Annotated in this window: 19 protein-coding genes; 13 read left to right on the plus strand and 6 right to left on the minus strand. The window is 71.9% G+C overall.

Features of this window, described 5'->3' with window-relative positions; all coding sequences use genetic code 11:
* Positions 1-155 precede the first annotated feature (155 nt).
* The gene (locus QQS16_RS32795; RefSeq protein WP_286066530.1) at positions 156-1,166 is read left to right on the plus strand and encodes a bile acid:sodium symporter family protein; all 1,011 of its coding nucleotides are present in this window, start codon (positions 156-158) and stop codon (positions 1,164-1,166) included.
* Here QQS16_RS32795 and QQS16_RS32800 read toward each other — a convergent pair.
* Positions 1,102-2,328, minus strand: a complete 1,227-nt coding sequence (locus tag QQS16_RS32800; RefSeq protein ID WP_286065680.1) for a DUF5005 domain-containing protein — start codon at positions 2,326-2,328, stop codon at positions 1,102-1,104. The two genes, QQS16_RS32795 and QQS16_RS32800, sit on opposite strands and share 65 nt — an antisense overlap.
* 213 nt (positions 2,329-2,541) lie before the next feature.
* On the opposite strand from QQS16_RS32800, the gene QQS16_RS32805 reads away from it, so the two are divergent.
* On the plus strand, positions 2,542-3,087 hold the full coding sequence (locus QQS16_RS32805) for an isochorismatase family protein (RefSeq protein ID WP_286065681.1): 546 nt from the start codon (positions 2,542-2,544) through the stop codon (positions 3,085-3,087).
* Positions 3,088-3,264: 177 nt separating this feature from the next.
* On the opposite strand, the gene fdhD is transcribed toward QQS16_RS32805, so the two are convergent.
* The 5 genes from fdhD to QQS16_RS32830 all read right to left on the minus strand — a co-directional run bounded on the left by fdhD (position 3,265) and on the right by QQS16_RS32830 (position 9,805).
* Positions 3,265-4,113, minus strand: coding sequence for a formate dehydrogenase accessory sulfurtransferase FdhD (gene fdhD, locus QQS16_RS32810; RefSeq protein ID WP_286065682.1), 849 nt, complete (start codon positions 4,111-4,113; stop codon positions 3,265-3,267).
* A 5-nt stretch (positions 4,114-4,118) separates the two neighbouring features.
* Entirely contained in the window at positions 4,119-4,979 is an 861-nt protein-coding gene (locus tag QQS16_RS32815; protein WP_286065683.1) for a 2Fe-2S iron-sulfur cluster-binding protein, read from the minus strand.
* A complete protein-coding gene (locus QQS16_RS32820) occupies positions 4,976-6,799 on the minus strand; it encodes an NADH-ubiquinone oxidoreductase-F iron-sulfur binding region domain-containing protein (RefSeq protein WP_286065684.1) in 1,824 nt (607 codons plus the stop codon). Before QQS16_RS32820 ends, QQS16_RS32815 begins: the two co-directional genes overlap by 4 nt.
* A gap of 38 nt (positions 6,800-6,837) precedes the next feature.
* Complete coding sequence (locus QQS16_RS32825; RefSeq protein WP_286065685.1) at positions 6,838-8,763, minus strand: molybdopterin oxidoreductase family protein; 1,926 nt, start codon at positions 8,761-8,763, stop codon at positions 6,838-6,840.
* Between the two features lie 70 nt (positions 8,764-8,833).
* The gene (locus QQS16_RS32830; protein WP_286065686.1) at positions 8,834-9,805 is read right to left on the minus strand and encodes a 2-dehydropantoate 2-reductase; all 972 of its coding nucleotides are present in this window, start codon (positions 9,803-9,805) and stop codon (positions 8,834-8,836) included.
* A 230-nt stretch (positions 9,806-10,035) separates the two neighbouring features.
* Here QQS16_RS32830 and QQS16_RS32835 point away from each other — a divergent pair, with 230 nt between their 5' ends.
* The 11 genes from QQS16_RS32835 to QQS16_RS32885 all read left to right on the plus strand — a co-directional run bounded on the left by QQS16_RS32835 (position 10,036) and on the right by QQS16_RS32885 (position 24,216).
* On the plus strand, positions 10,036-11,370 hold the full coding sequence (locus QQS16_RS32835; RefSeq protein ID WP_286065687.1) for an OFA family MFS transporter: 1,335 nt from the start codon (positions 10,036-10,038) through the stop codon (positions 11,368-11,370).
* Positions 11,339-11,473: an MFS transporter small subunit gene (locus QQS16_RS32840; RefSeq protein WP_286065688.1), complete on the plus strand. Its 135-nt coding sequence runs from the start codon at positions 11,339-11,341 to the stop codon at positions 11,471-11,473. The genes QQS16_RS32835 and QQS16_RS32840 overlap by 32 nt, the downstream gene beginning before the upstream one ends.
* A gap of 148 nt (positions 11,474-11,621) precedes the next feature.
* The gene (locus QQS16_RS32845; RefSeq protein ID WP_286065689.1) at positions 11,622-12,569 is read left to right on the plus strand and encodes a beta-ketoacyl-ACP synthase III; all 948 of its coding nucleotides are present in this window, start codon (positions 11,622-11,624) and stop codon (positions 12,567-12,569) included.
* 207 nt (positions 12,570-12,776) lie between these two features.
* Positions 12,777-13,454 carry a GntR family transcriptional regulator gene (locus QQS16_RS32850; protein ID WP_286065690.1) on the plus strand — a complete coding sequence of 226 codons (678 nt, stop codon included), beginning with the start codon at positions 12,777-12,779 and terminating at the stop codon, positions 13,452-13,454.
* 598 nt (positions 13,455-14,052) lie between these two features.
* Entirely contained in the window at positions 14,053-15,234 is a 1,182-nt protein-coding gene (locus QQS16_RS32855; protein ID WP_286066531.1) for an ROK family transcriptional regulator, read from the plus strand.
* 223 nt (positions 15,235-15,457) lie between these two features.
* Entirely contained in the window at positions 15,458-16,975 is a 1,518-nt protein-coding gene (locus QQS16_RS32860; RefSeq protein ID WP_286065691.1) for a sugar ABC transporter ATP-binding protein, read from the plus strand.
* Entirely contained in the window at positions 16,972-17,991 is a 1,020-nt protein-coding gene (locus QQS16_RS32865; RefSeq protein WP_286065692.1) for an ABC transporter permease, read from the plus strand. The genes QQS16_RS32860 and QQS16_RS32865 overlap by 4 nt, the downstream gene beginning before the upstream one ends.
* 14 nt (positions 17,992-18,005) lie before the next feature.
* The gene (locus QQS16_RS32870) at positions 18,006-19,067 is read left to right on the plus strand and encodes a substrate-binding domain-containing protein (RefSeq protein WP_286065693.1); all 1,062 of its coding nucleotides are present in this window, start codon (positions 18,006-18,008) and stop codon (positions 19,065-19,067) included.
* An 83-nt stretch (positions 19,068-19,150) separates the two neighbouring features.
* A complete protein-coding gene (locus tag QQS16_RS32875; protein WP_286065694.1) occupies positions 19,151-20,407 on the plus strand; it encodes a Gfo/Idh/MocA family protein in 1,257 nt (418 codons plus the stop codon).
* A gap of 14 nt (positions 20,408-20,421) precedes the next feature.
* Positions 20,422-21,426, plus strand: coding sequence for a sugar phosphate isomerase/epimerase family protein (locus tag QQS16_RS32880; protein ID WP_286065695.1), 1,005 nt, complete (start codon positions 20,422-20,424; stop codon positions 21,424-21,426).
* Positions 21,427-21,699: 273 nt separating this feature from the next.
* Positions 21,700-24,216 (plus strand): PQQ-dependent sugar dehydrogenase, encoded by a 2,517-nt coding sequence (locus QQS16_RS32885; RefSeq protein ID WP_286065696.1) that lies wholly within the window; start codon positions 21,700-21,702, stop codon positions 24,214-24,216.
* The last annotated feature ends 9 nt before the right edge of the window (positions 24,217-24,225 follow it).

Consider the following 24,225-nt stretch of genomic DNA (forward strand, 5'->3'; position numbering starts at 1 on the left):
TGAGAGCGGTATGCCGGATTCCCGATCGCCCGGTGAGGGAGCACGATGAGAGGGGGACCCGTGACCCGGAGCACCGGTGGACGAGTCCGCCCACAGCGACGAACGAAGCGACAAGCAAGTGGAGCACCGTGAAACGCCTGCGTTGGCCGAGTTGGATGCCGATCGACCCGTACATCCTGCTGCTGCTCGGGACGGTGGGTCTCGCGGCTCTCCTCCCCGCGCGCGGGACGGGCGCCGACGTGGCCTCCGGCGCCTCCACGGCCGCCATCGCCTTCCTCTTCTTCCTGTACGGGGCCCGCCTGTCCACCCGGGAGGCACTCGACGGGCTCAAGCACTGGCGGCTCCACGTCACGGTGCTGGCCTGCACGTTCGTCGTCTTCCCGCTGCTCGGTCTCGCCGCCCGCGGACTCGTTCCGGTGTTCCTGACCCACCCGCTCTACCAGGGACTGCTCTTCCTCACCCTCGTCCCGTCGACCATCCAGTCGTCGATCGCCTTCACCTCCATGGCCCGCGGGAACGTGCCCGCGGCGATCTGCGCCGGCTCCTTCTCCTCCCTGGTCGGCATCGTCGTCACCCCGCTGCTGGCCGCGGCCCTGCTCGGCAGCGGCGGCGGATTCTCGGCCGACTCGGTCCTGGAGATCGTGCTCCAGCTGCTCGTGCCGTTCCTCGCCGGGCAGCTGCTGCGCCGCTGGATCGGCGGTTTCGTCACCCGGCACAAGAAGGTCCTCGGCCTGGTCGACCGCGGCTCCATCCTGCTCGTCGTCTACACCGCGTTCAGCGAGGGCATGGTCCAGGGCATCTGGCACCAGGTCAGCCCCCTGAGGCTGGCCGGGCTGATGGCCGTCGAGGCCGTCCTGCTCGCCGTGATGCTGCTGGTGACCTGGTACGGCGCCAAGGCGCTGCGCTTCGGCCGGGAGGACCGGATCGCCATCCAGTTCGCCGGCTCGAAGAAGTCCCTCGCCTCCGGACTGCCCATGGCCAGCGTCCTGTTCGGCGCGCACGCCTCGCTGGCCGTGCTGCCGCTGATGCTCTTCCACCAGATGCAGCTGATGGTGTGCGCGGTGATCGCCAAGCGCCGCTCGCGCGACGCCCCCGAGGAGGTCACCCCGCCGGCTTCAGACGCAGGGTCACGAACCGCGGTCGGTACAGCGACACGTTCCGATTGAGCTGCGCGGCCGCCCCGGTGAGCTCCAGCCAGTTGACGTCGTAGCTGAGCACCACCCGCCCGCCGTCGCTCAGCTCCGGGTGCGCCTGCGGGTTGTACGCGGCGACCTGTCCGGGCGGCAGCGCGGGCGTGAAGTCCTTCGCCGGGCCGTGCCAGGGCCCGGTGGGGGAGCAGGCCCAGTACGACGTCACCGTGGTCAGGCCGCGCGCCCCGGCCGCCATGGTGAACAGGACGTACGTCCCGCCCTGGCGCACCACCGAGAACGCGCTGCCCACCCCGGTGCGCCGCCCGTCCCCGAGCACGGCACCCGGGCGGGCGCGCGCCGCCCAGGCCGAGCCGTCCCAGTACTCCCACGCGGCCGGATCCCCGAGGCCGCCCTCGGGGATCCGCGCCACGTACGCGTGCGAGGCGGGCCGGGACGCGGCCTGACCGTCGTCGCCGCCGAAGACGTACGTCCAGTCGCCCTCGTCGACCAGCGTGGTACCGAACAGCACCCGCCGGGACGGATCCCGCACGGTCCGCTGGTCGAGCACCTCGACCACGGACTCCACCCGCAGGTCGGGCAGGGAGAGCGTGGCGACCTCGGTGGCGGTGGGCACCCCGTACACCCAGGGCGCCGCTCCCGCGGTCCGCACCCACAGCAGCACCCGCAGCACCTGCTCGGAGGAGCCGGGGGAGCGGGGCTCGACCCGGGCTCCGACCGGCCAGCGCCACTGGCCCGGGCCCGGGTCCGGGAAGAGGGGCGCGGGGAGTGTGCTCTCCAGGCGGCCGTCGCGCATCACCACGGCCGAGTTGCGCACCAGCGGCGCGCTGCCGTCCCGCCAGGCGTAGGACTCGCCGACCGGGTTCGGCGGGCCGTGCACCTGGCCGAGGTAGGTGTCGGAGAAGAGCCACAGCAGCCGGCCGTCCGGCAGCCGGACCGAGTGGGTGCCGTCGCCGCCGGTCCAGTCGTCGGTGCGGGCGGCGTCGTCGCCGTAGCGCGTGAACTCGGTGTTCAGACGGTTGTCGGCCGACCAGGCGGCGACGGTGTGCGGTACACAGCCGTCGGATTCCTGTCGGCCGTCGTCGGGGAGCGCGATGAGCAGCACCGCCGTGAGAACCAGGGCCAGCAGCAGGCCGGCCCCGACGCCGGTCCGCTGTCGTGCTGATCCGATCTCGGGCACGCTCCGGGACGTTAGCGGGTCACGCTCACCCGGTCCATGGGCAGCCACAGAACCGTGTTCTCCGACGGTGCCGTCCCCGCGGCGATCTCCCGCGTCGGTGAGCGCCCGGTCCACGACCCGGACGTCGTCGATCGCCCTGGTGAAGAAAGCCCGTCACGGGTCTGTTGATCCGGATGTCCGGTACGGAGGGCTGACGGCGGATAACGTTCTGTCATGACCCCACCGCACCGCGCCGATTCCGGCCTCGCGCTCGATCCCGCGCGCACCGCCCTCGTACTCGTCGACCTGATGGAGCGCATCCTCGCCCTGCCGTCCGAGCCCCGTAAGGGCACCGAAGTCCTCTCGGTCGCCGAGGAGTTGGCGGACCGGTTCCGCGCGGCCGGCGCGCTCGTCGTGCTCGTGCGCGTCGAGCGCCCCGGGGTCGCCGAGCAGCCGCCCGGCAGCGGGCTCGCCGCCGGACTGCTGCACGACGGCGACCTGGAGATCGTCAAGCGGACCATCGGCGGCTTCCAGGGCACCGGCCTCGACGACCACCTGCGCCGGCGTGGCGTCACCACCCTGGTGTGCGGCGGCATCGCCACCAACCTCGGCGTGGAGTCCACCGCCCGCGCGGCAGGGGACCTCGGCTACGACCTCGTGTTCGTCGAGGACGCCATGACCGCGCTCACGGCGGCCGAACACGAGGCGTCCGTCCGCCTCGACTTCCCGCGCCTGGGCACGGTGGTGACGAGCGGTGAGGTGCGGTTCACCGCCGGCTGAGCGCCTCGGACGCGGGGCGGCTCGACGGGGGCCGCGCCCGGGGGAGCAGGCCGGTTCGGCGGGCTCGGTGGCACGGCCGGGACCGTCGCGCACCGCGGGGCCGAGGCGGGGCCCCTGCGGCGCAGGGGGCGCTCCCCGCCGGTCGGGGCCCCGCCGCCGTGTCGCGGGAGGAACCGGTCAGCCCCGGGAGGCCGCGGCCCGCAGGGCGATACGGTCCTCGCCCGCGTACACGTTCATGGAGCTGCCCCGCAGGAAGCCCACCAGCGTCAGCCCGGTCTCCGCGGCCAGGTCCACGGCCAGCGACGACGGCGCCGAGACCGCCGCCAGCACCGGGATGCCGGCCATCACGGCCTTCTGCGCCAGCTCGAAGGACGCCCGGCCCGACACCAGCAGGATCGTGCGGGACAGCGGCAGGTTCCCGTTCTGCAGGGCGCGGCCGACGAGCTTGTCGACCGCGTTGTGCCGGCCCACGTCCTCCCGGACGTCGACCAGGTCCCCCTCCTCGGTGAACAGGGCCGCCGCGTGCAGACCCCCGGTCCGGTCGAAGACCCGCTGGGCGGCGCGCAGCCGGTCGGGGAGGCTCGCGAGCAGCTCGGGGGCGACGCGGAGCGGTGGAGTGTCGGCGATGGGCCAGCGGGCCGTCGTACGCACCGCGTCGAGGCTCGCCTTCCCGCACAGGCCGCAGGACGAGGTGGTGTAGACGTTCCGCTCCAGGGTGATGTCCGGCAGCACGACGTCCGGAGCCGTCTTCACGTCGACCACGTTGTACGTGTTCACACCGTCCGCGGTCGCCCCCGCGCAGTAGACGATGTTCAGCAGGTCGGACGCGGTGGCCAGGACACCCTCGCTCACCAGGAACCCGGCGGCCAGCGCGAAGTCGTCGCCCGGGGTGCGCATGGTGATCGCGAGCGGCTTGCCGTCGAGTCTGATCTCCAGCGGTTCCTCGGCGACGAGCGTGTCCGGGCGGCTGGAGACCACCCCGTCCCGGATGCGGAGCACCTTGCGTCGTTCCGTGACTCGTCCCATGTCCTTCAGCCCCGGTTCTGTACGTGCTGGTAGCCGAAACGGCCCTTGATGCAGAGATTGCCGTGGGTCACCGGGTTGTCGTGCGGCGAGGTGACCTTCACGATCTCATTGTCCTGCACGTGCAGCGTCAGGTTGCAGCCCACTCCGCAGTAGGCGCACACCGTCGTCGTCTCCGACTGTGCCGACTCGTCCCAGGTACCCGCCGCCCGCATGTCGAACTCCGACTTGAACGACAGCGCCCCCGTCGGACACACCTCGATGCAGTTCCCGCAGTACACGCACGCCGACTCGGTGAGCGGCCCGTCGTGCTCCACGGCGATCCGGGCGTCGAAGCCGCGGCCCACCACGGAGATCGCGAAGGTGTTCTGCCACTGGTCGCCGCAGGCGTCGACGCACTTGTAGCAGAGGACGCACTTGCCGTAGTCCCGCACGTACAGCTCGTTGTCGATCCTCGGTTCCTCCTCGAGGCGGGCCGCGTCCGGGCCGAAACGGTCCGGCTTCGCCTCGTACTCCTTGAGCCACCCGGCGACCCGCGGTGTCGTCGAGAGGTCGACCGAGGAGGCGAGCAGCTCCAGGACGATCTTGCGGCTGTGCCGGGCCCGCTCGGTGCCGGTGCGCACCTCCATGCCGGGTTCGGCCCTGCGGGAGCAGGCCGGGACCAGGGTGCGCGCGCCCTCCACCTCGACCACGCAGACACGGCAGGCGTTCTTCGGGGCGAGGGTGTCGCCCTCGCAGAGGGTCGGTATCTCCTTCCCGGCCGCCCGGCACGCGTCGAGGATCGTCGAACCCTCGGGCACCCTGGCGGCCTCCCCGTCGATCGTGAACTCCAGCAGCCGGCGGGGGATCCCCAGCGGTGTCACGGTCATTCGTACGCCCCCAGACGGTCGATGGCGGATTCCACGGCGTTCCACGCGGTCTGCCCCAGACCGCAGATCGAGGCGTCCCGCATCGCTCGGCCGACCTCCCTGAGCAGCGCGACGTCCTCGGCCGCGGCGGCGCCCGTACGGTCCACGATCCGGTGCAGCGCCTCCTCCTGCCGTACGGTCCCGACCCGGCACGGCACGCACTGCCCGCACGACTCGTCCCGGAAGAACTCGGCGATCCGCAGCAGGAGCCGGGGCAGCGGGACGGTGTCGTCGAAGGCCATCACGACCCCCGAACCGAGTGTGGTGCCCGCCTCCCGGGTGCCTTCGAAGGTGAGCGGGATATCGAGTTCGTCCGGCCTGACGAAGCCGCCGGCCGCCCCGCCGAGCAGGACGGCACGCAGACGGCCGCGCACCCCCGCGAGCTCCAGCAGCTCGCCCAGTGTCGCGCCGAACGGCAGCTCGTAGACCCCCGGCCGGTGCACACTGCCCGACACGCAGAACAGCTTGGGGCCGGTGGAGCCGCCCGTGCCGATCGCCGCGTACGCGGGGGCGCCCATGGTCAGGATCGGCACCACGTTGACCAGGGTCTCCACGTTGTTCTCGACCGTGGGCTTGCCGAACAGGCCCTTCTCCACGGGGAAGGGCGGCTTCGAGCGCGGCTCGCCCCGGTACCCCTCGATGGAGTTGAACAGGGCCGTCTCCTCGCCGCAGACGTACGCGCCCGCGCCCCGCCGGATCTCGATGTCGAAGGCGTAGCCCTGGCCGAGGATGTCATCGCCGAGCAGCCCACGGGCCCGCGCCTGGGTGACGGCGTGGCGCATACGGCGTACCGCCCGCGGATACTCGCCGCGCAGGTACAGGTAGCCGCGGTGCGCGCCGGTCGCGTACGCGGCGATCGTCATCGCCTCCACCAGCGCGTACGGATCGCCCTCCATGAGCACGCGGTCCTTGAAGGTGCCCGGCTCGGACTCGTCCGCGTTGCACACCACATAGTGCGGGTGGTCGGGCTGCGACGCCGTCGCCTGCCACTTGCGGCCGGTAGGGAAGGCGGCACCGCCCCGGCCGACCAGACCGGCGTCCGTCACCTCGCGGATCACCCCGGCCGGACCCAGCTCGAAAGCCCGCCGCAGGGCGGTGTAGCCGCCGTTCGCCCGGTAGTCGTCCAGACCGGCCGGATCCACCACACCGACCCGGCGCAGCAGTGTCAACGCCGGGTCCCCGGCCTGCGGCACCGCCCACGCCGCCGGCGGTTCCTGCGGGGCGGAGTCGGGCGCGCGCGCGGCGAGCACGGCGTCGTCCACGGTCGCGGGCGCCGAGACCGCCGTACGGACCGGATCGCCGGCCTTGACCGCGAGTGCGGCCGGGGCCCGTTCGCACAGGCCGAGGCAGGGGCTCCGTTCCACCGAGACCCCGCTGCTGAGGCCCAGCCGGGACTCGATCCCGGCGCACAGCCCGTCCGCTCCGGCCGCCGCGCACGCGAGGTCCGTGCACACGTGCAGCAGGGTCGCGGGACGCGGTCTGACGGAGAACATCGCGTAGAAGGTGGCCACCCCGTACGCCTCCGCCGGCGGCACCGTCAGCCGCCGGCACAGGTAGTCCAGGGCGCCCTCGCCGATCCAGCCGACCCGGTCGTTGATCGCGTGCAGCCCCGGCAGCAGCAGGTCGCGACGGTCGCGGGCCGCGCGCCCGCCGCGTGCCCACCGCAGGTCGGCGTCGGACCGGTCGGCCCCCTCCCAGGAGGACTCGGGCGGGCCCAGCAACGCGTCGACCGCCGCCCGTTCCTCGTCCGTCGGTCTGCTGTCACCGAAGCGCAGATCCACCAGGTCACCTCACTCTTGAGCGGGCTGGGCAGTGCACGTCAGCCGACGGTCGTGGTGACCGGCAGCTTCTCGATCCGGATCGCCGACGCCTTGAACTCCGCCGTCCCCGCGATCGGGCAGTTCGCCTCGATGGTCAGCCGGTTGGTGTCCACCTCGTCGGGAAAGTGCATGGTCATGAAGGCCAGCCCGGGCCGCAATGCGGTGTCGATCCACACCGGCGCCACGACCGCCCCGCGCCGCGAGGTCACCCGCACCTCCTCGCCGACCACGACCCCGTACCGTTCGGCGTCCTCCGGGCACAGCTCGATGAACTCGCCGCGCCGCAGCGGGGACGCGAAACTCCCGCTCTGCACCCCGGTGTTGTAGGAGTCGAGCCGGCGCCCGGTGGTGAGCCGGATCGGGTACCGCTCGTCCGTGAGGTCGACCGGCGGATCGTGCCGCACCAGCCCGAACGGGGCCGGCCTGCCGCGTTCGGCGGGGTCCGCCCGCCACAGCCGGCCGTGCAGATAGGTGGGTTCGAGCCCGCCGGTGTCGGGACACGGCCACTGGATGCCCTGGTGCTCCTCCAGGCGTGCGTACGTCATCCCGTAGTGGTCCGGTGAGACCGAGCGCAGCTCGTTCCACACGGACTCCGCGTCGGCGTACTTCCACTCGTGGCCCAGCCGCGCCGCCAGCTCGCAGATGATGTCGATGTCCTCGCGGGCCTCACCGGGCGGGGTCACCGCCCGCCGCACCCGCTGGACCCGCCGCTCGCTGTTGGTGGTGGTGCCCTCGGTCTCCGCCCAGCCGGCCGTCGCGGGCAGCACGACGTCCGCCAACTGGGCGGTCCGGGTGAGGAAGATGTCCTGCACGACGAGGAAGTCCAGGGCCTTCAGGCGCCGTTCGGCCTGTTCGCCGTCCGCCTCCGACTGCGCCGGGTTCTCGCCGACGCAGTAGACCGCCTTGAGCGTGCCCTCCTCCATCGCCTCGAACATCTCTGTCAGGTTCATCCCGTAGTGCGGCTCGATGACGGTGTCCCACGCCGACTCGAACTTCCGCCGGGTGCCGGGGTCGAGGATGTCCTGGAACCCGGGCAGCCGGTTGGGTATGGCTCCCATGTCGCCGCCGCCCTGCACGTTGTTCTGCCCGCGCAGGGGTTGCAGTCCGGAGCCGTAGCGCCCCACATGGCCGGTCAGCAGGGAGAGGTTGATCAGGGCGCGGACGTTGTCCGTGCCGTTGTGGTGCTCGGTGATGCCGAGGGTCCAGCACACCTGGGCGCGCTCGGCGCGGGCGTAGGCGTGCGCCAGCTCCCGGATGGCGGCGGCCGGCACGCCGGTCACCTTCTCGGCGAGCGACAGCGTCCACGGCTCGACGAGTTTTCGGTACTCCTCGAAGTCGCTGGTGGCCCGCGCGACGAACGCCTCGTTCATCAGCCCCGCGTGGATGATCTCGCGGCCGATCGCGTGCGCCATCGGGATGTCCGTGCCGACGTTCAGGCCGAGCCAGCTCTCCGCCCACTCGGCCGTGGACGTCCGTCGCGGGTCGACCGCGTACAGCCGAGCGCCGTTGCGCACCCCCTTCAGCACGTGCTGGAAGAAGATCGGATGCGCGAAACGGGCGTTGGATCCCCACATCACGACGACGTCGGTGTGCTCGATCTCCTCGTACGACGACGTCCCGCCGCCCGATCCGAACGCGGCGGACAGGCCGGCGACGCTCGGGGCGTGACAGGTCCGGTTGCAGGAGTCGACGTTGTTGGTGCCCATGACGACCCGGGCGAACTTCTGCGCCACGTAGTTCATCTCGTTGGTGGCACGGGCGCAGGAGAACATGCCGAACGCGCCGCGCGCCGCCCGCAGGCCCCGTGCCGTGCGGTCCAGGGCCTCCTCCCAGCTCGCCCGCCGGAACGACTCGTCGCGCGAGTCCCGGACCAGGGGGTGGGTGAGCCGGGTGTAGGTCTTCGGGGTTCGATCGCGTCTGCTCATACGGCGCTCCTCATACGGCGCTGGTCATGCGGCCCGCTGGTCATGCGGCGCTGGTCCCGCGGCCCGCTCGTCATGCCGCGCTTCGCAGCGCCAGCAGGTCCGAGATGGCGTGCACGGTGCGCAGGGTGGGCACCGGGACGCCGGTGATCTCCGCCAGCTCGACCACGGCCGCGAGCAGCACGTCGAGTTCCAGCGGCTTGCCGCGCTCCAGGTCCTGGAGCGTGGAGGTGCGGTGGTCGCCGACCCGTTCGGCGCCCGCGAGCCGGCGCTCGATGGAGACGCCGACCTCGCAGCCGAGTGCCTCGGCGACCGCGAGGGTCTCGGTCATCATGATCGCGATGACCGCGCGGGTGCCGCCGTGCAGGCACATCTGCCGCATGGTGGCGCGGGCGAGCGCGCTGATCGGGTTGAAGGAGATGTTGCCCAGCAGCTTGAGCCAGATGTCGTTGCGCAGGTCGGGTTCGACCGGGCACTTCAGCCCGCCCGCCCGCATGGCCTCGCTGAAGGCGAGACAGCGCGGCGAGACGGAGCGGTCGGGCTCGCCGACGGAGAACCGGGTGCCTTCCAGGTGCCGTACGACACCCGGTCCCGCGAGTTCGGTGGCCGCGTAGACCACGCATCCGACGGCCCGTTCCGGCGCGAGCACCGCGCTGACCGTGCCGCCCGGGTCGACGCTCTCGACGCGGTGGCCGTCGTGGGGGCCGCCGTGCCGGTGGAAGTACCACCAGGGAATGCCGTTCTGGGCGGCGATCACCGCCGTGGAGCCGTGCAGCAGGGGCTCGATCAGCGGCCCGCACGCCGCGTACGAGTTGGCCTTCAGGCCCAGGAACACGAAGTCGACCGGGCCGATCTCGGCCGGGTCGTCGGTGGCGTGGGCGCGGGCGGTGAAGTCGCCGCGCGGGCTGAGCACCTGTACGCCGTGCTGCCTCATGGCCGCCAGATGCGGTCCACGGGCGACGAGGTGCACGTCGGCGCCCGCGCGGTGGAGCGCGGCGCCGACATAGGCGCCGATGGCTCCGGCGCCGAGTACTGCGACTTTCATGCGAGGGAGCTCCGTTCGGTCGAGGGTACCGAGGAACTGCCGAACTGTGTCGACGAAATATTGTCTACAGTATGGAAGTTCGCGCAGCAAGGGTTCGCGCAGCGGAGACCGGGCGGAGCGTCCCGGAAACCGGCCGGTACGACCGTTCGGCGCGTGCCGGCTACCGTTCGTCGAACACCGTCGACGCGCCGCCTTCTCAACTCCCGTCTCCGTTCCTACCGTTCGGGATCATGAGTCCCCCCGTCGCCCCTGCGGGCTGGAGCCGCTGGCTGGTTCCGCCCGCCGCGCTCTCGGTCCATCTCTCCATCGGCCAGGCGTACGCCTGGAGCGTGTTCAAGCCGCCCCTCGAGTCCGCCCTCGGACTCAGCGGTACGCAGAGCGCGCTGCCCTTCCAGCTGGGCATCGTGATGCTGGGTCTGTCGGCCGCGTTCGGCGGCACGCTCGTGGAACGCAACGGCCCGCGCTGGGCGATGACCGTGGCGCTGGTCTGCTTCTCGTCCGGCTTCCTGCTCTCCGCGCTGGGCGCGGCCACCGAGCAGTACTGGCTGATCGTCTTCGGGTACGGCTTCGTCGGCGGGATCGGCCTCGGCATCGGCTACATCTCGCCCGTCTCGACGCTGATCAAGTGGTTCCCGGACCGGCCGGGCATGGCCACCGGCATCGCCATCATGGGCTTCGGCGGTGGCGCGCTCATCGCCTCGCCGTGGTCGGCGCGGATGCTGGAGTCGTTCGGCGGCGACAGCTCGGGGATCGCGCTCGCGTTCCTGGTCCACGGTCTCTCGTACGCGGTCTTCATGACGCTGGGTGTGCTGCTCGTGCGGGTGCCGCGGACCGAGAAGCCGGTCGAGGGGGCACCGAGTGTCCTCGCCGGCCCGCAGGTCTCCGCCCGGAGCGCCGTGCGCACCCCGCAGTTCTGGTGCCTGTGGGTCGTGCTCTGCATGAACGTGACCGCCGGCATCGGCATCCTGGAGAAGGCCGCTCCGATGATCACCGACTTCTTCGCGGACACCTCCACGCCCGTGTCGGTGTCCGCCGCGGCGGGCTTCGTCGCCCTGCTGTCGGCGGCCAACATGGCCGGCCGGATCGGCTGGTCGTCCACCTCCGACCTGATCGGCCGCAAGAACATCTACCGCCTCTACCTGGGCGTCGGCGCGATGATGTACGCGCTGATCGCCCTGTTCGGCGACTCGTCGAAGCCGCTGTTCATCCTGTCCGCGCTGGTGATCCTGTCCTTCTACGGCGGCGGCTTCGCCACCGTCCCCGCCTACCTCAAGGACCTCTTCGGGACCTACCAGGTCGGCGCGATCCACGGCCGGCTGCTCACCGCCTGGTCCACGGCCGGCGTCCTCGGGCCGCTGATCGTCAACTGGATCGCCGACCGGCAGGAGGAGGCGGGCAGGCACGGCGCGTCCCTGTACGGTCTGTCCTTCGTCATCATGATCGGGCTGCTGGTCGTCGGCTTCGTCGCCAACGAGCTGGTCCGGCCGGTCGACCCCCGTCACCACGTCCCCGCACCGAGGCAGGAGGCCGTCGATGTCCAGCGACAGCAGTCAGAGTCCGCCTAGCCGGCGCGGGCTGATCGCCCTCGCCTGGCTGTGGGTGGGGGCACCGCTCGCCTACGGGGTCTACGAACTCGTACGAAAGGCGACACAACTGTTCACCGGGTGACCGCGCGGGAGGTGTCCGGGCGTCCCGGGGGTCTGACGGAAGCTGACAACCGAGGCGCCCGTTTCCTGTGGCATCACCTGCCGTCGTACCCGTCAGTCACTGATCAGACTGGTGAATCCCGCTACCTGAGCAATGAGGGGATCCACCCATGAACGGCTCGCGCCTCACCGCCGTCGGCCACTACCAGCCCGCCAAGGTGCTCACCAACGAGGAACTGGCGGGCATGGTCGACACCAGCGACGAGTGGATCCGGAGCCGGGTGGGCATCCGTACGCGCCGTATCGCCGGTCCCGACGAACCGGTCGACGAGCTCGCCGCCCACGCAGCGGCCAAGGCGCTCGCGGCGGCCGGCCTCACGCCCGGCGACATCGACCTGGTGCTGGTGGCCACGTCGACCGCCGTCGACCGCTCACCGAACATGGCCGCCCGCGTCGCCGCCCGGCTCGGCATCCCGTCGCCCGCCGCGATGGACATCAACGTGGTGTGCGCCGGCTTCACCCACGCCCTGGCCACCGCCGACCACACCCTCCGCGCGGGTGCCGCGACCAGGGCCCTGGTCATCGGCGCCGACAAGATGTCCGACGTGACCGACTGGACCGACCGCACGACCTGCGTGCTCGTCGGTGACGGAGCGGGGGCGGCCGTCGTGGAGGCGTGCGCGGCCGGCGAGGAGCCCGGGATCGGGCCGGTGCTGTGGGGCTCGGTGCCCGAGATGGGGAACGCGGTACGGATCGAGGGGCAGCCCGCGCGGTTCGCGCAGGAGGGGCAGAGCGTGTACCGCTGGGCCACCACCCGGCTGCCGCCCATCGCCCGCCAGGCCTGCGAGCGCGCGGGACTGACGCCGGCCGACCTCGCCGCGGTCGTCCTGCACCAGGCGAACCTGCGCATCATCGAGCCCCTCGCCGAGAAGCTGGGCGCCGTCAACGCCGTGGTCGCCCGCGACGTCATCGAATCGGGCAACACGTCGGCCGCCAGCATCCCGCTCGCCTTCTCCAAGCTGCTGGAGCAGGGCGCGATCGCCGCGGGTGATCCGGTGCTGCTGTTCGGCTTCGGCGGGAACCTCTCCTACGCCGGACAGGTCGTCCGCTGCCCCTGACGGGCTCCTGACACGTCCCCGGCGATTTCCTCCGACGCGCCCTCGGTGTGCCCCGACGGGTGCTCCACGGTGATGTGACGAGACCGACTCCCCGATGGTCTGGCTCCTGTGCGCCGTAGACTGTAGACGAAAGACAATCGATACTGGATGTCCGGTGGCGCCGACCGCACGGCTGGGGTGCACGGCCCGCCGAGGAGGGGGAGCGCGATGCTGTCGACAGGACTGCCGCAGGGGGCGGTGCCCAAGCTGGAACGGCCTGGCCCGTTGCGCGACCGTGTCTACGAGGCGCTGCTCGAACTCATCACCACCCGCGCCCTGCAACCCGGCCAGCACCTCGTGGAGAGCGAACTCGCCGGGCACCTCGGGGTCTCCCGGCAGCCGGTGCGTGAGGCGCTCCAGCGGCTGAACACCGAGGGCTGGGTCGATCTGCGGCCCGCCCAGGGTGCCTTCGTGCACGAGCCCACCGAGGAAGAGGCCGACCAACTCCTCACCGTCCGCACCCTGCTGGAGGCCGAGGCCGCGCGGCTGGCCGCCGCCAACGCGGACCGGGCCGGCATCGAGGCCCTCGACGAGCTGCTCGCCCAGGGCATGCTGGCGGTCGCCGCCGACGACGTGGACGCCGCGGTCGCCCTGAACGCCCGCTTCCACGCGAAGGTCATGGAACTCGCCGGCAACGCGGTCCTCGCCGAACTCGCCGCGCAGGTCGACCGGCGGGTGCGCTGGTACTACACCCCGGTCGCGCGACAGCGCGGCAGCCAGTCCTGGATCGAGCACCGGGACCTGATCGCCGCCATCGCCGACCGCGACGAGCAGCTCGCCACCCGGCTGATGCGGGAGCACACCGAGCACACGCGCCGCTCGTACCACGCCCGCCAAGGGGCGTAGGCCACCGGGAACTCGCCGCCCCGTTCCCGACGCCGGGGACTGCCAGGGTCCGCCGTGCCCCGGCGTCGGGAACGGGGCGTGCCCGGCATCGGGAACGCGGCGTGCCCCGGCATCAGGGACGGGCGTGCCCCGGCGTCGGGAACAGGGGGCCGGTCGCCGTCCAGGGGACCACGGACCGTGTCTCCGGCTCCTTCGGGTGCCTGCCGTCGCCGGCTCGTTCAGGTGGTCCGCCGTCGCCCGCCACCGCCTCCACCCCCGGCGCCAGCTCGTCCGGCCTCGCGCGGCTCAACGCCCACGCCGATTCCCCGGCGCCGGTCGGCGCCCGTACCGGCGCCGCCGCACCTTGCCGGTGGCGCCCGTCAGGCGGAGACACCCGGCCACCCTTTTCCCGCCGGTCGCGGCCCGCCCGGGGCCTCGTTCCCACACTGCGGCGCCGGAGCGGGAGACGCCAGGGTCCGTCAGTCTTTGTCCTGTGAGTGGAGAAAGTTGGCGGCAATCTCTGCACAGCTTCTTCCCAGGTCTGGCAGCCGCTGCTACGTTCCCCTCGAAAGCACGACAGCAGGCGGCCGATTGAGGCGGGGAGGGGTTCGTGAGACGTATGACGGCGCGACCCGCGAACGCCCATCAGGCCCGGCTGCTCACCCTGTTGCGCGACGGCGGTCCCAACTCCCGCGCGCAGCTGGGTGACCAGGTCGACCTGTCGCGGTCCAAGCTGGCCGTGGAGGTGGACCGGCTGCTGGAGACCGGTCTGGTCGTGGCCGACGGACTCGCCGCCTCGCGCGGCGGGCGCCGCTCCCACAACATCCGGCTGGCACCGAGCCTGCGGTTCCTCGGCGTGGACATCGGCGCGACCTCGGTCGACGTCGCGGTCACCAACGCGGAACTGGAGATCCTCGGCCATCTCAACCAGCCCATGGACGTGCGCGAGGGCCCGGTCGCGGTCTTCGAGCAGGTCCTGTCCATGGCCGAGAAGCTGCGGGTCTCGGGACTCGCGGAGGGCTTCGACGGCGCCGGCATCGGCGTCCCGGGACCCGTCCGCTTCCCCGAGGGCGTCCCGGTGGCACCGCCGATCATGCCGGGCTGGGACGGCTTCCCCGTGCGGGAGGCGCTCAGCCAGGACCTCGGCTGCCCGGTCATGGTCGACAACGACGTGAACCTGATGGCGATGGGGGAGATGCACGCGGGCGTCGCGCGCTCCGTGGGCGACTTCCTCTGCGTCAAGATCGGCACCGGCATCGGCTGCGGCATCGTCGCCGGTGGTGAGGTCCACCGCGGGACGACGGGCAGCGCGGGCGACATCGGGCACATCCAGGCCGTGCCCGGCGGACGTCCGTGCGCCTGCGGCAACCGGGGCTGTCTGGAAGCACACTTCAGCGGGGCGGCCCTCGCCCGGGACGCCACGGACGCGGCCCAGCACGGCCGTTCGGTGGAGCTCGCGACCCGGCTGGAGGCGAGCGGCGGCCTCACCGCCGTCGACGTCGCCGCCGCGGCCGCCGCGGGCTGCGCCACCTCGCTCGACCTGATCCGGGAGGGCGGCGACCGCGTCGGCCAGGTCATCGCCGGCCTCGTCAGCTTCTTCAACCCCGGCCTGGTGGTGATCGGCGGCGGGGTGACCGGCCTCGGCCACACCCTGCTCGCCGCGATCCGCACCCAGGTCTACCGCCAGTCGCTGCCGCTCGCGACCGGCAACCTGCCCATCGTGCTCGGTGAGTTGGGCCCCACCGCCGGAGTCATCGGCGCGGCCCGCCTCATCAGCGACCACCTCTTCTCACCCGCGTAACCGCCCGACTTCGTACGGCACCCGGCACCTCCGTAACGCCTGACGAAACCGTCTCGCGCGGCTCACCCGCACCGTCCTCGCACGGCTCACCAGACCGTCCGCACACGGCACCCGGCCCCGTCCCGACACGACCCACCGCACCGCCCCCGTACGGCTCACCCGTACGGCAGTTCGCTCCGCCCTGCCCTGAACCGGCCCGCACGCCAGCCGAGGGGAACCACACATGGCATCAGAACCACCGCTGCTCAGCATGTCCGGCATCACCAAGTCGTTCCCCGGAGTCCGGGCCCTCGACGGCGTCGACCTCGACGTCCAGGCCGGCGAGGTGCACTGCCTGCTCGGCCAGAACGGGGCCGGCAAGTCCACCCTCATCAAGGTCCTGGCCGGCGCCCACCAGCCCGACACCGGCACCATCCGCTGGCGCGGCGAGGACGTCACGCTCCGCTCGCCGATCGCCGCCATGCGCCTCGGCATCGCCACCATCTACCAGGAACTCGACCTGGTGGAGCACCTGTCGGTGGCCGAGAACGTCCACCTCGGCCACGAACCCACGGCCGCCGGGTTCGTCGTCCGGGGCAAGGCCGCGCGGGCGTCGACCGCCGCGCTGCTCAAGCGACTCGGGCACGCCGAGATCGAACCCACCCGGCTGGTGGGGGAGTTGTCGGCCGCACAGCAGCAGATCGTGTCCATGGCGCGGGCGCTCTCGCACGACGTACGGCTCATCGTGATGGACGAACCGTCCGCCGCCCTCGACCCGGACGAGGTCGACAACCTGTTCCGGATCGTCGGCGACCTCACCGCCGACGGTGTCGCCGTCGTCTACATCTCCCACCGGCTGGAGGAGATCCGCCGGATCGGCGACCGGGTGACCGTCCTGAAGGACGGGCGGGCCGTCGCCGGCGGACTGCCCGCCAAGTCGACGCCGACCCGCGAGGTCGTCGCGCTGATGACGGGACGCAACGTCGAGTACGTCTTCCCCGACCGGCCCGTGTCGCCGCCCGAGGGAACCCCGGTGCTGGAGGTCGAAGGACTGGCCCGCCAGGGCGAGTTCGACCCCCTGGACCTGCGGATCCGCCCCGGTGAGATCGTCGGCCTCGCCGGACTCGTCGGCTCCGGCCGCTCCGAGATCCTGGAGACGATCTACGGCGCCCGCCGGCCCACCGCCGGCCGCGTCCTCGTCGACGGCCGCGCCCTGCGGCCCGGCAGCGTGCGCGCCGCCGTCCGCGCCGGGATCGGCCTCGCCCCCGAGGAACGCAAGGCGCAGGCGCTGCTGATGCTGGAGTCCGTCACCCGCAACGTCTCCGTCTCCTCCCTGCCCCGCTTCGCGCGGGCCGGCTGGATCGACCGGGGAGCCGAACACGGGGCGGCCCGGGCCGCGACCCGCGAGCTGTCGCTGCGGCCGGACAACCCGTCCGTGCCGATCCGTACCCTGTCCGGCGGCAACCAGCAGAAGGCCGTTCTGGCCCGCTGGCTGCTGCGCGGCTGTCGGGTGCTGCTGCTCGACGAGCCGACCCGCGGCGTCGACGTCGGCGCCCGCGCCGAACTGTACGCGGTCGTCCGCCGGCTGGCGGACGAGGGCCTCGCCGTGCTCCTGGTCTCCAGCGAGGTCCCCGAGGTGCTCGGCCTCGCCGACCGCGTCCTGGTGCTGCGCGAAGGCCGCGTCGTCCACACCGCGCCCGCCCGCGAGCTGGACGAACACCGCGTACTCGACCTCGTCATGGAAGGAAGCCCGGCGTCATGACGCAACCCGTCTCCCCACCCAGGGACAGTGCCGACAAGGTCCCGTCGACCACCGAACCCCCGGCCTGGCGCTCGGTCGTCTTCCGCGCCGACCTGCGCACCCTCTCCCTCCTCGGCGTGCTCGCCGCACTGATCGTCATCGGCGGCATCACCAAGCCCGACGAGTTCCTCGACACCCGCAACCTCCAACTCGTCCTGACCCAGGCCTCGGTGATCGGTGTCGTCACCGTCGGGATGACCTTCGTCATCACCTCCGGCGGCATCGACCTGTCCGTCGGCGCGATCGTGGCGCTGGCCTCGGTGTGGGCGACCACGGTCGCCACCCAGGAGTACGGCTTCGCGGGCATCCTCTTCACCGCGGTGCTCGTCGGCGTCGGCTGCGGCCTGGTCAACGGACTGCTGATCGCGTACGGCGGGATGGTCCCCTTCATCGCCACCCTCGCCATGCTGGCCTCGGCGCGCGGCCTGGCCCTGCAGATCACCGACGGCCGCACGCAGATCGTCACCGTCGACGGCATCCTCGACCTCGGCGAACGCGACTCCTACGTGCTGGGCGTCCCGCCGCTGGTGATGGTGTTCGCGGTCGTGACGATCATCGGCTGGCTGGTGCTGAACCGCACCACCTTCGGGCGCCGCACGGTCGCCGTCGGCGGCAACGCGGAGGCGGCCCGGCTGGCCGGCATCGACGTCCGCCGCCAGCGCCTGTACCTCTACCTCCTGTCCGGGCTGTGCTGCGGCATCGCCGCCTTCCTGCTGATCATCCTGTCCGGCTCCGGCCAGAACACCAACGGCAACCTCTACGAACTCGACGCCATCGCGGCCGCGATCATCGGCGGCACGCTGCTCAGCGGGGGCCGCGGCACCATCACCGGCTCGGTGCTCGGCGTCCTGATCTTCACCACGATCACCAACATCTTCGCCCTGAACAACCTGCAGAGCGACGTCCAGCAGATCGCCAAGGGCGCGATCATCGTCGCCGCCGTGCTGGTCCAGCGCCGTACCGCGAGCACGACCTGAGGAAAGGGTTCACCATGCCAGAGCCGACGACTCTCACCAGCCGCTTCACCAGCCGCAGAGGGCTGCTCTTCGGGACCGCCGCCGTCTCGGCCGGTGCCCTCCTCACGGGGTGCACCAGTAACGAGTCCGGCGACGACGAGCCCGCCGCGAACGACCAGCCGGCCGCCGACGACAAGCCCGGCAAGGCGGTCACCATCGGGTTCGCCGGCCCGCAGGCCGACCACGGCTGGCTCAACGCCATCAACGACAACGCCAAGAAGCGGGCCGAGAAGTACTCCGAGGTCACCCTGGAGATCACCGAGGGCTCCAACGACACCGCCCAGCAGATCGGCCAGATCGAGACCCTGATCAACAAGAAGGTCGACGTCCTGGTGGTGCTCCCCGCCGACGGCAAGGCGCTCACCCAGGTCGGCCTCAAGGCGATGCGCGCGGGCATCCCGGTCGTCAACCTCGACCGGATCTTCAACACCCCCCAGGCGTACCGCTGCTGGATCGGCGGCGACAACTACGGCATGGGTCTCAGCGCCGGCCACTACATCGGCGAGAAGCTCAAGGGGAAGTCGGGCGCCCGCGTCATCGAACTGGCCGGCCTCGACAACCTGGAACTCACCAAGCAGCGCACGCAGGGCTTCGACGACGCCCTGAAGAACTACCCCAACATCCGCAAGGTCGCCCGCCAGGCCGCCGACTTCACGGTCGAGTCCGGACAGGCCAAGATGGCCCAACTGCTCCAGGCGCAGTCGAAGTTCGACGCGGTGTGGAACCACGACGACGACCAGGGCGTGGGCGCGCTGCGCGCCATCGAGCAGGCCGGCCGCGACGACTTCCTGATGGTCGGCGGCGCGGGCGCCCTGTCCGCCTTCCAGGCCATCAAGGCGGACAACGGCGTCCTGAAGGCGACCGTGCTCTACCCGCCGACCATGGCCGCCTCCGCGATCGACCTGGCCCGCGCCCTCGGCCAGGCCAAGGGCGTCAGCGGCCTCGCCGAGTACGAGATCCCGGCGTCCCTCACGCTCTACTCGGCCGTCGTCGACAAGGACAACGTCGACCAGTACATGTCCACCGGCTTCAAGTGAGGCGTCCCGCCGAAGGGGCCCGGTTCACCGACGGTCCGGGCTGCACCCCCCACCGCGCCACGACGACGAGGAGGACATCGCGTATGGGACAGCCGCAGCAGTCAGCAGGGGCTCAGGCGCAGCGGCCGGAGACGGCCGGGGCCCAGCAGCCGCAGAGTCCCGCGGCCGAGAAGCCGCCGCTGCGCGTCGGCATGGTCGGCTACGCCTTCATGGGCGCCGCCCACTCCCAGGGCTGGCGGACCGCGGGCCGCGTCTTCGACCTGCCCCGCCGGCCGGTCCTGTCGGTGATCTGCGGCCGGAACGCGACCGCCGTGCGGGCGGCGGCCGACCGGCACGGCTGGGCGGCGGCCGAGACCGACTGGCGGGCCCTGGTCGAACGGGACGACGTCGACCTCGTCGACATCTGCACCCCCGGCGACAGCCACGCCGAGATCGCCCTCGCCGCACTGGCCGCCGGCAAGCACGTACTGTGCGAGAAGCCCCTCGCCAACACCGTCGACGAGGCCGTCACGATGACCGCGGCGGCCGAAGCGGCCCACAGGCGCGGCCAGATGGCGATGGTCGGCTTCAACTACCGCCGGGTGCCCGCCACCGCGCTGGCCCGCTCCATGGTCGCCGACGGCCGCCTCGGCACCCTGCGGCACCTGCGGGTCACCTACCTCCAGGACTGGCTGGTGGACCCGGAGTTCCCGCTCACCTGGCGGCTGCGCAAGGACCAGGCGGGTTCGGGCTCCCTCGGTGACCTGGGGGCGCACATCGTCGACCTCGCGCAGTACCTGGCGGGGGAGCCGCTCGCCGGGGTCTCCGCGCTCACCGAGACCTTCGTCCGGGAACGCCCGCTGCCCGGCGGACCGGCCGGCGGACTGGCCGCGGTGTCCGGCACCGGCACCGGTCAGGTCACGGTGGACGACGCCGCCCTGTTCACCGGCCGCTTCCTCTCCGGCGCCCTCGCCTCCTTCGAGGCCACCCGCTACGCCACCGGCCGCAAGAACGCCCTGCGCATCGAACTCAACGGCGAACGCGGCTCGTTGGCCTTCGACCTGGAGCGCCTGAACGAACTCGCCTACCACGACGGCACCGAGCCCGGGGCGCACGCCGGCTTCCGCCGGATCCTCGTCACCGAGCCCGACCATCCCTACCTGGAGGCCTGGTGGCCACCGGGCCACGGCCTCGGCTACGAGCACACCTTCGTCCACCAGGCCCGCGACCTGGTCCACGCGATCGACGAGGGCCGCCGTCCCGAACCCTCCTTCGCCGACGGGCTACAGGTGCAGCGCGTGCTGGCGGCCGTGGAGGAGAGCGCCGGGAAGAACTCCGTCTACACACCCGTCTCAGTCTGAGGAGGCGCACACGCATGCCACGCACCTTCACGCTCTTCACCGGCCAGTGGGCCGACCTCCCGCTCGAGGAGGTCTGCCGCCTCGCCCGCGACTTCGGCTACGACGGACTCGAACTCGCCTGCTGGGGCGACCACTTCGAGGTCGACAAGGCTCTCGGTGACTCCTCGTACCTGGACTCCCGGCGGGCCCTGCTCGACAAGTACGGGCTGAAGTGCTGGGCCATCTCCAACCACCTGGTGGGCCAGGCGGTGTGCGACGCCATCATCGACGAACGCCACCGGGCCATCCTGCCGGCCCGCATCTGGGGCGACGGCGAGGCGGAGGGCGTACGGCGGCGGGCCGCCGCCGAGATCGCCGACACCGCGCGCGCCGCGGCCGCCTTCGGCGTCGACACCGTCATCGGCTTCACCGGCTCCGCGATCTGGCACCTGGTCGCGATGTTCCCGCCGGCCCCCGAGTCGATGATCGACCGCGGCTACGAGGACTTCGCGGAGCGCTGGAACCCGATCCTCGACGTCTTCGACGCGCAGGGCGTGCGGTTCGCGCACGAGGTCCACCCGAGCGAGATCGCGTACGACTACTGGACGACCCACCGCGCCCTGGACGCGATCGGCCGTCGGCCGGCCTTCGGCCTCAACTTCGACCCCTCCCACTTCGTGTGGCAGGACCTCGACCCCGTCGGCTTCCTGTGGGACTTCCGCGACCGGATCTACCACGTCGACTGCAAGGAGGCCCGCAAGCGGCTCGACGGCCGCAACGGGCGCCTCGGCTCCCACCTGCCGTGGGGCGACCCGCGCCGCGGCTGGGACTTCGTGTCCGCGGGCCACGGCGACGTTCCCTGGGAGGACGTCTTCCGGATGCTGCGCTCCATCGACTACCGGGGCCCGATCTCCGTGGAGTGGGAGGACGCCGGCATGGACCGGCTCCAGGGCGCCCCCGAGGCGCTGACCCGCCTCAAGGCGTACGACTTCGAGCCGCCGTCGGCTTCCTTCGACGCGGCGTTCGGCGGCAACGAGTAGACCGACGGGAGCCGCCGTCGGCTTCCTTCGACCTGGCCTTTGGAGGCGATGAGCAGGACGAAGGCGATGAGCAGGCCGAACGAGAGCCGCCGTCGGCCGGCCTCGCCGCCACCTGCGACATGACCTTCGCATGACCTTCGACGCGGTCTTCGACGCGGCCTTCGGCGGCGACGAGCAGGCCGACGTCGCTGCCCCTTCTGTGAGGTCCGGGATGACGGCGCATCCCGGCGTACCGCACCCGCCCGTACAACCGGCCCCTTTCTGGAGGCACCCGTGCACGGGAACGACCGCCCCACCAGCACCGACAAACCTGTGATCCACAGACGACGCCCGTCCTTCCGTCAGGCAGTCGCCCTGCTCAGCGGGGCACTGCTGGCGGGCGCGTCCCTCACGCTGACCGCACCACAGGCAGGCGCAGCCGTCGCCGCGCCGGACGCCCCGGCCGCTCCGGCCGTCGCCGCCGAGGACTTCCAGCAGGTCACCCTGGCCAAGGGCGAACCGGAGGTCGGCGAGCCGATGTCACTCGCCGTGCTGCCGGACCGCTCGGTCCTGCACACCTCGCGCGACGGCGAACTCCGCCTCACCGACGCGGCCGGCAACACCAGGCTGGCCGGCAAGCTCGACGTCTACTCCCACGACGAGGAAGGCCTCCAAGGCGTCGGCGTGGACCCGGGCTTCACCGAGAACCGGTTCATCTACCTCTACTACGCGCCTCCGTTGAACACTCCCGCGGGCGACGCCCCCGAGACCGGCACCGCAGCCGACTTCGCCCCCTTCGACGGGGTCAACCGGCTGTCCCGGTTCGTCCTGAAGACCGACGGCACCCTGGACACCGCCAGCGAGAAGAAGATCCTCGACGTCCCGGCCTCCCGCGGCCTGTGCTGCCACGTCGGCGGCGACATCGACTTCGACGCGGCGGGCAACCTGTACCTGTCGACCGGCGACGACACCAACCCCTTCCAGTCGGACGGCTTCACGCCCATCGACGAGCGGGCGAACCGCAACCCCGCCTTCGACGCGCAGCGTTCCTCCGGCAACACCAACGACCTGCGCGGCAAGATCCTGCGGATCAAGGTCGACGCCGACGGCTCGTACTCCGTCCCCGACGGCAACCTCTTCCCGGCCGGCACCGACAGGACGCGGCCCGAGATCTACGCCATGGGCTTCCGCAACCCGTTCCGCTTCAGCGTCGACAAGGCCACCGGCATCCTCTACGTCGGCGACTACGGCCCCGACGCCGGCGCCGCCGACCCGGCCCGCGGACCCGCCGGGCAGGTCGAGTTCGCGCGCGTCACCGGTCCCGGCAACTTCGGCTGGCCGTACTGCACCGGCGACAACGACGCCTACGTCGACTACGACTTCGCGACCGGTACCTCCGGAGCCTCCTTCGACTGCGCCGCGCCGAAGAACACCTCCCCGCACAACACCGGCCTCGTCGACCTCCCGCCGGCCCAGCCCGCGTGGATCCCGTACGACAACGGGTCCGTCCCCGAGTTCGGCTCCGGCTCCGAGTCCCCGATGGGCGGCCCGGTCTACCGGTACGACCCCGCGCTCGACTCGCCCGTGAAGTTCCCCGAGGCCTACGACGGCGACTTCTTCGCCGGGGAGTTCGGCCGCCGCTGGATCAAGCGGATCACCAGCGACGACAACGGCGCCGTACAGTCGATCAACGACGTCCCGTGGACCGGCACCCAGATCATGGACATGGCCTTCGGCCCCGACGGCGCGCTGTACGTCCTCGACTACGGCCTGGCCTGGTTCGGCGGCGACGAGAACTCGGCCCTGTACCGCATCGAGAACGCCACCGACGGCCACTCGCCGGTCGCCCAGGCCGCCGCCGACCGCACCTCGGGACAGGCACCGCTGCGGGTGAGCTTCTCCTCCGCCGGCACCACCGACCAGGACGGCGACGCCCTCAGCTACCGCTGGGACTTCGGCGACGGCTCCACGTCCAGCGCGGCGAACCCCACGCACACGTACCGGAAGAACGGCACGTACACCGCGACCCTGACCGCGAAGGACCCGTCCGGCCGCACCGGCAGCGCGAGCGTGCAGATCGTCGTGGGCAACACGGCGCCCAAGGTGACCCTGGAACTCCCGCGTGACGGGCAGCTGTTCAGCTTCGGCGACGCGATCCCGTTCAAGGTTCGGGTCACCGACCGCGAGGACGGCCGGAACATCGACTGCGCGAAGGTCAAGGTCACCTTCGTCCTCGGCCACGACACCCACGGCCACCCGCTGACCTCGGCCAACGGCTGCACCGGCACCATCCAGACCAGCGCCGACGGCGGCCACGACGAGGACGCCAACATCTTCGGCGTGCTCGACGCCGAGTACACCGACGGCGGAGGCGGCGGTCAGGCCGCGCTCACCACCCACGACCAGAACGTCGTCCAGCCCCGGCACCGGCAGGCCGAGCACTTCAACACCTCCTCCGGCGTCACCGTCATCACCAAGGACACCGCGCACGGCGGCCGGACGGTCGGGGACATCAGCAACGGCGACTGGATCGCCTTCACGCCGTACGTCCTGAACAACGCCGAGTCGATCACCGCCCGCGTCTCCTCCGGCGGTGCCGGCGGCACGCTGGAGATCCGCGCCGGGTCCGCGCGGGGCACCCTCCTCGGCCGGGCGACCGTCCCGGTGACCGGCGGCTGGGACACCTTCCAGGACGTCAGCGCCGACCTGTCCCGCGCCCCCAGAGGAACGACCACGTTGTACCTGGTCTTCAAGGGCAGCGGCACCGGAGCCCTGTACGACCTGGACGACTTCACCTTCACCACGAGCTGAGAGGAGGTG

The sequence above is a fragment of the Streptomyces sp. ALI-76-A genome (assembly GCF_030287445.1).
In the GTDB taxonomy this organism is placed as follows: Bacteria; Actinomycetota; Actinomycetes; order Streptomycetales; family Streptomycetaceae; genus Streptomyces.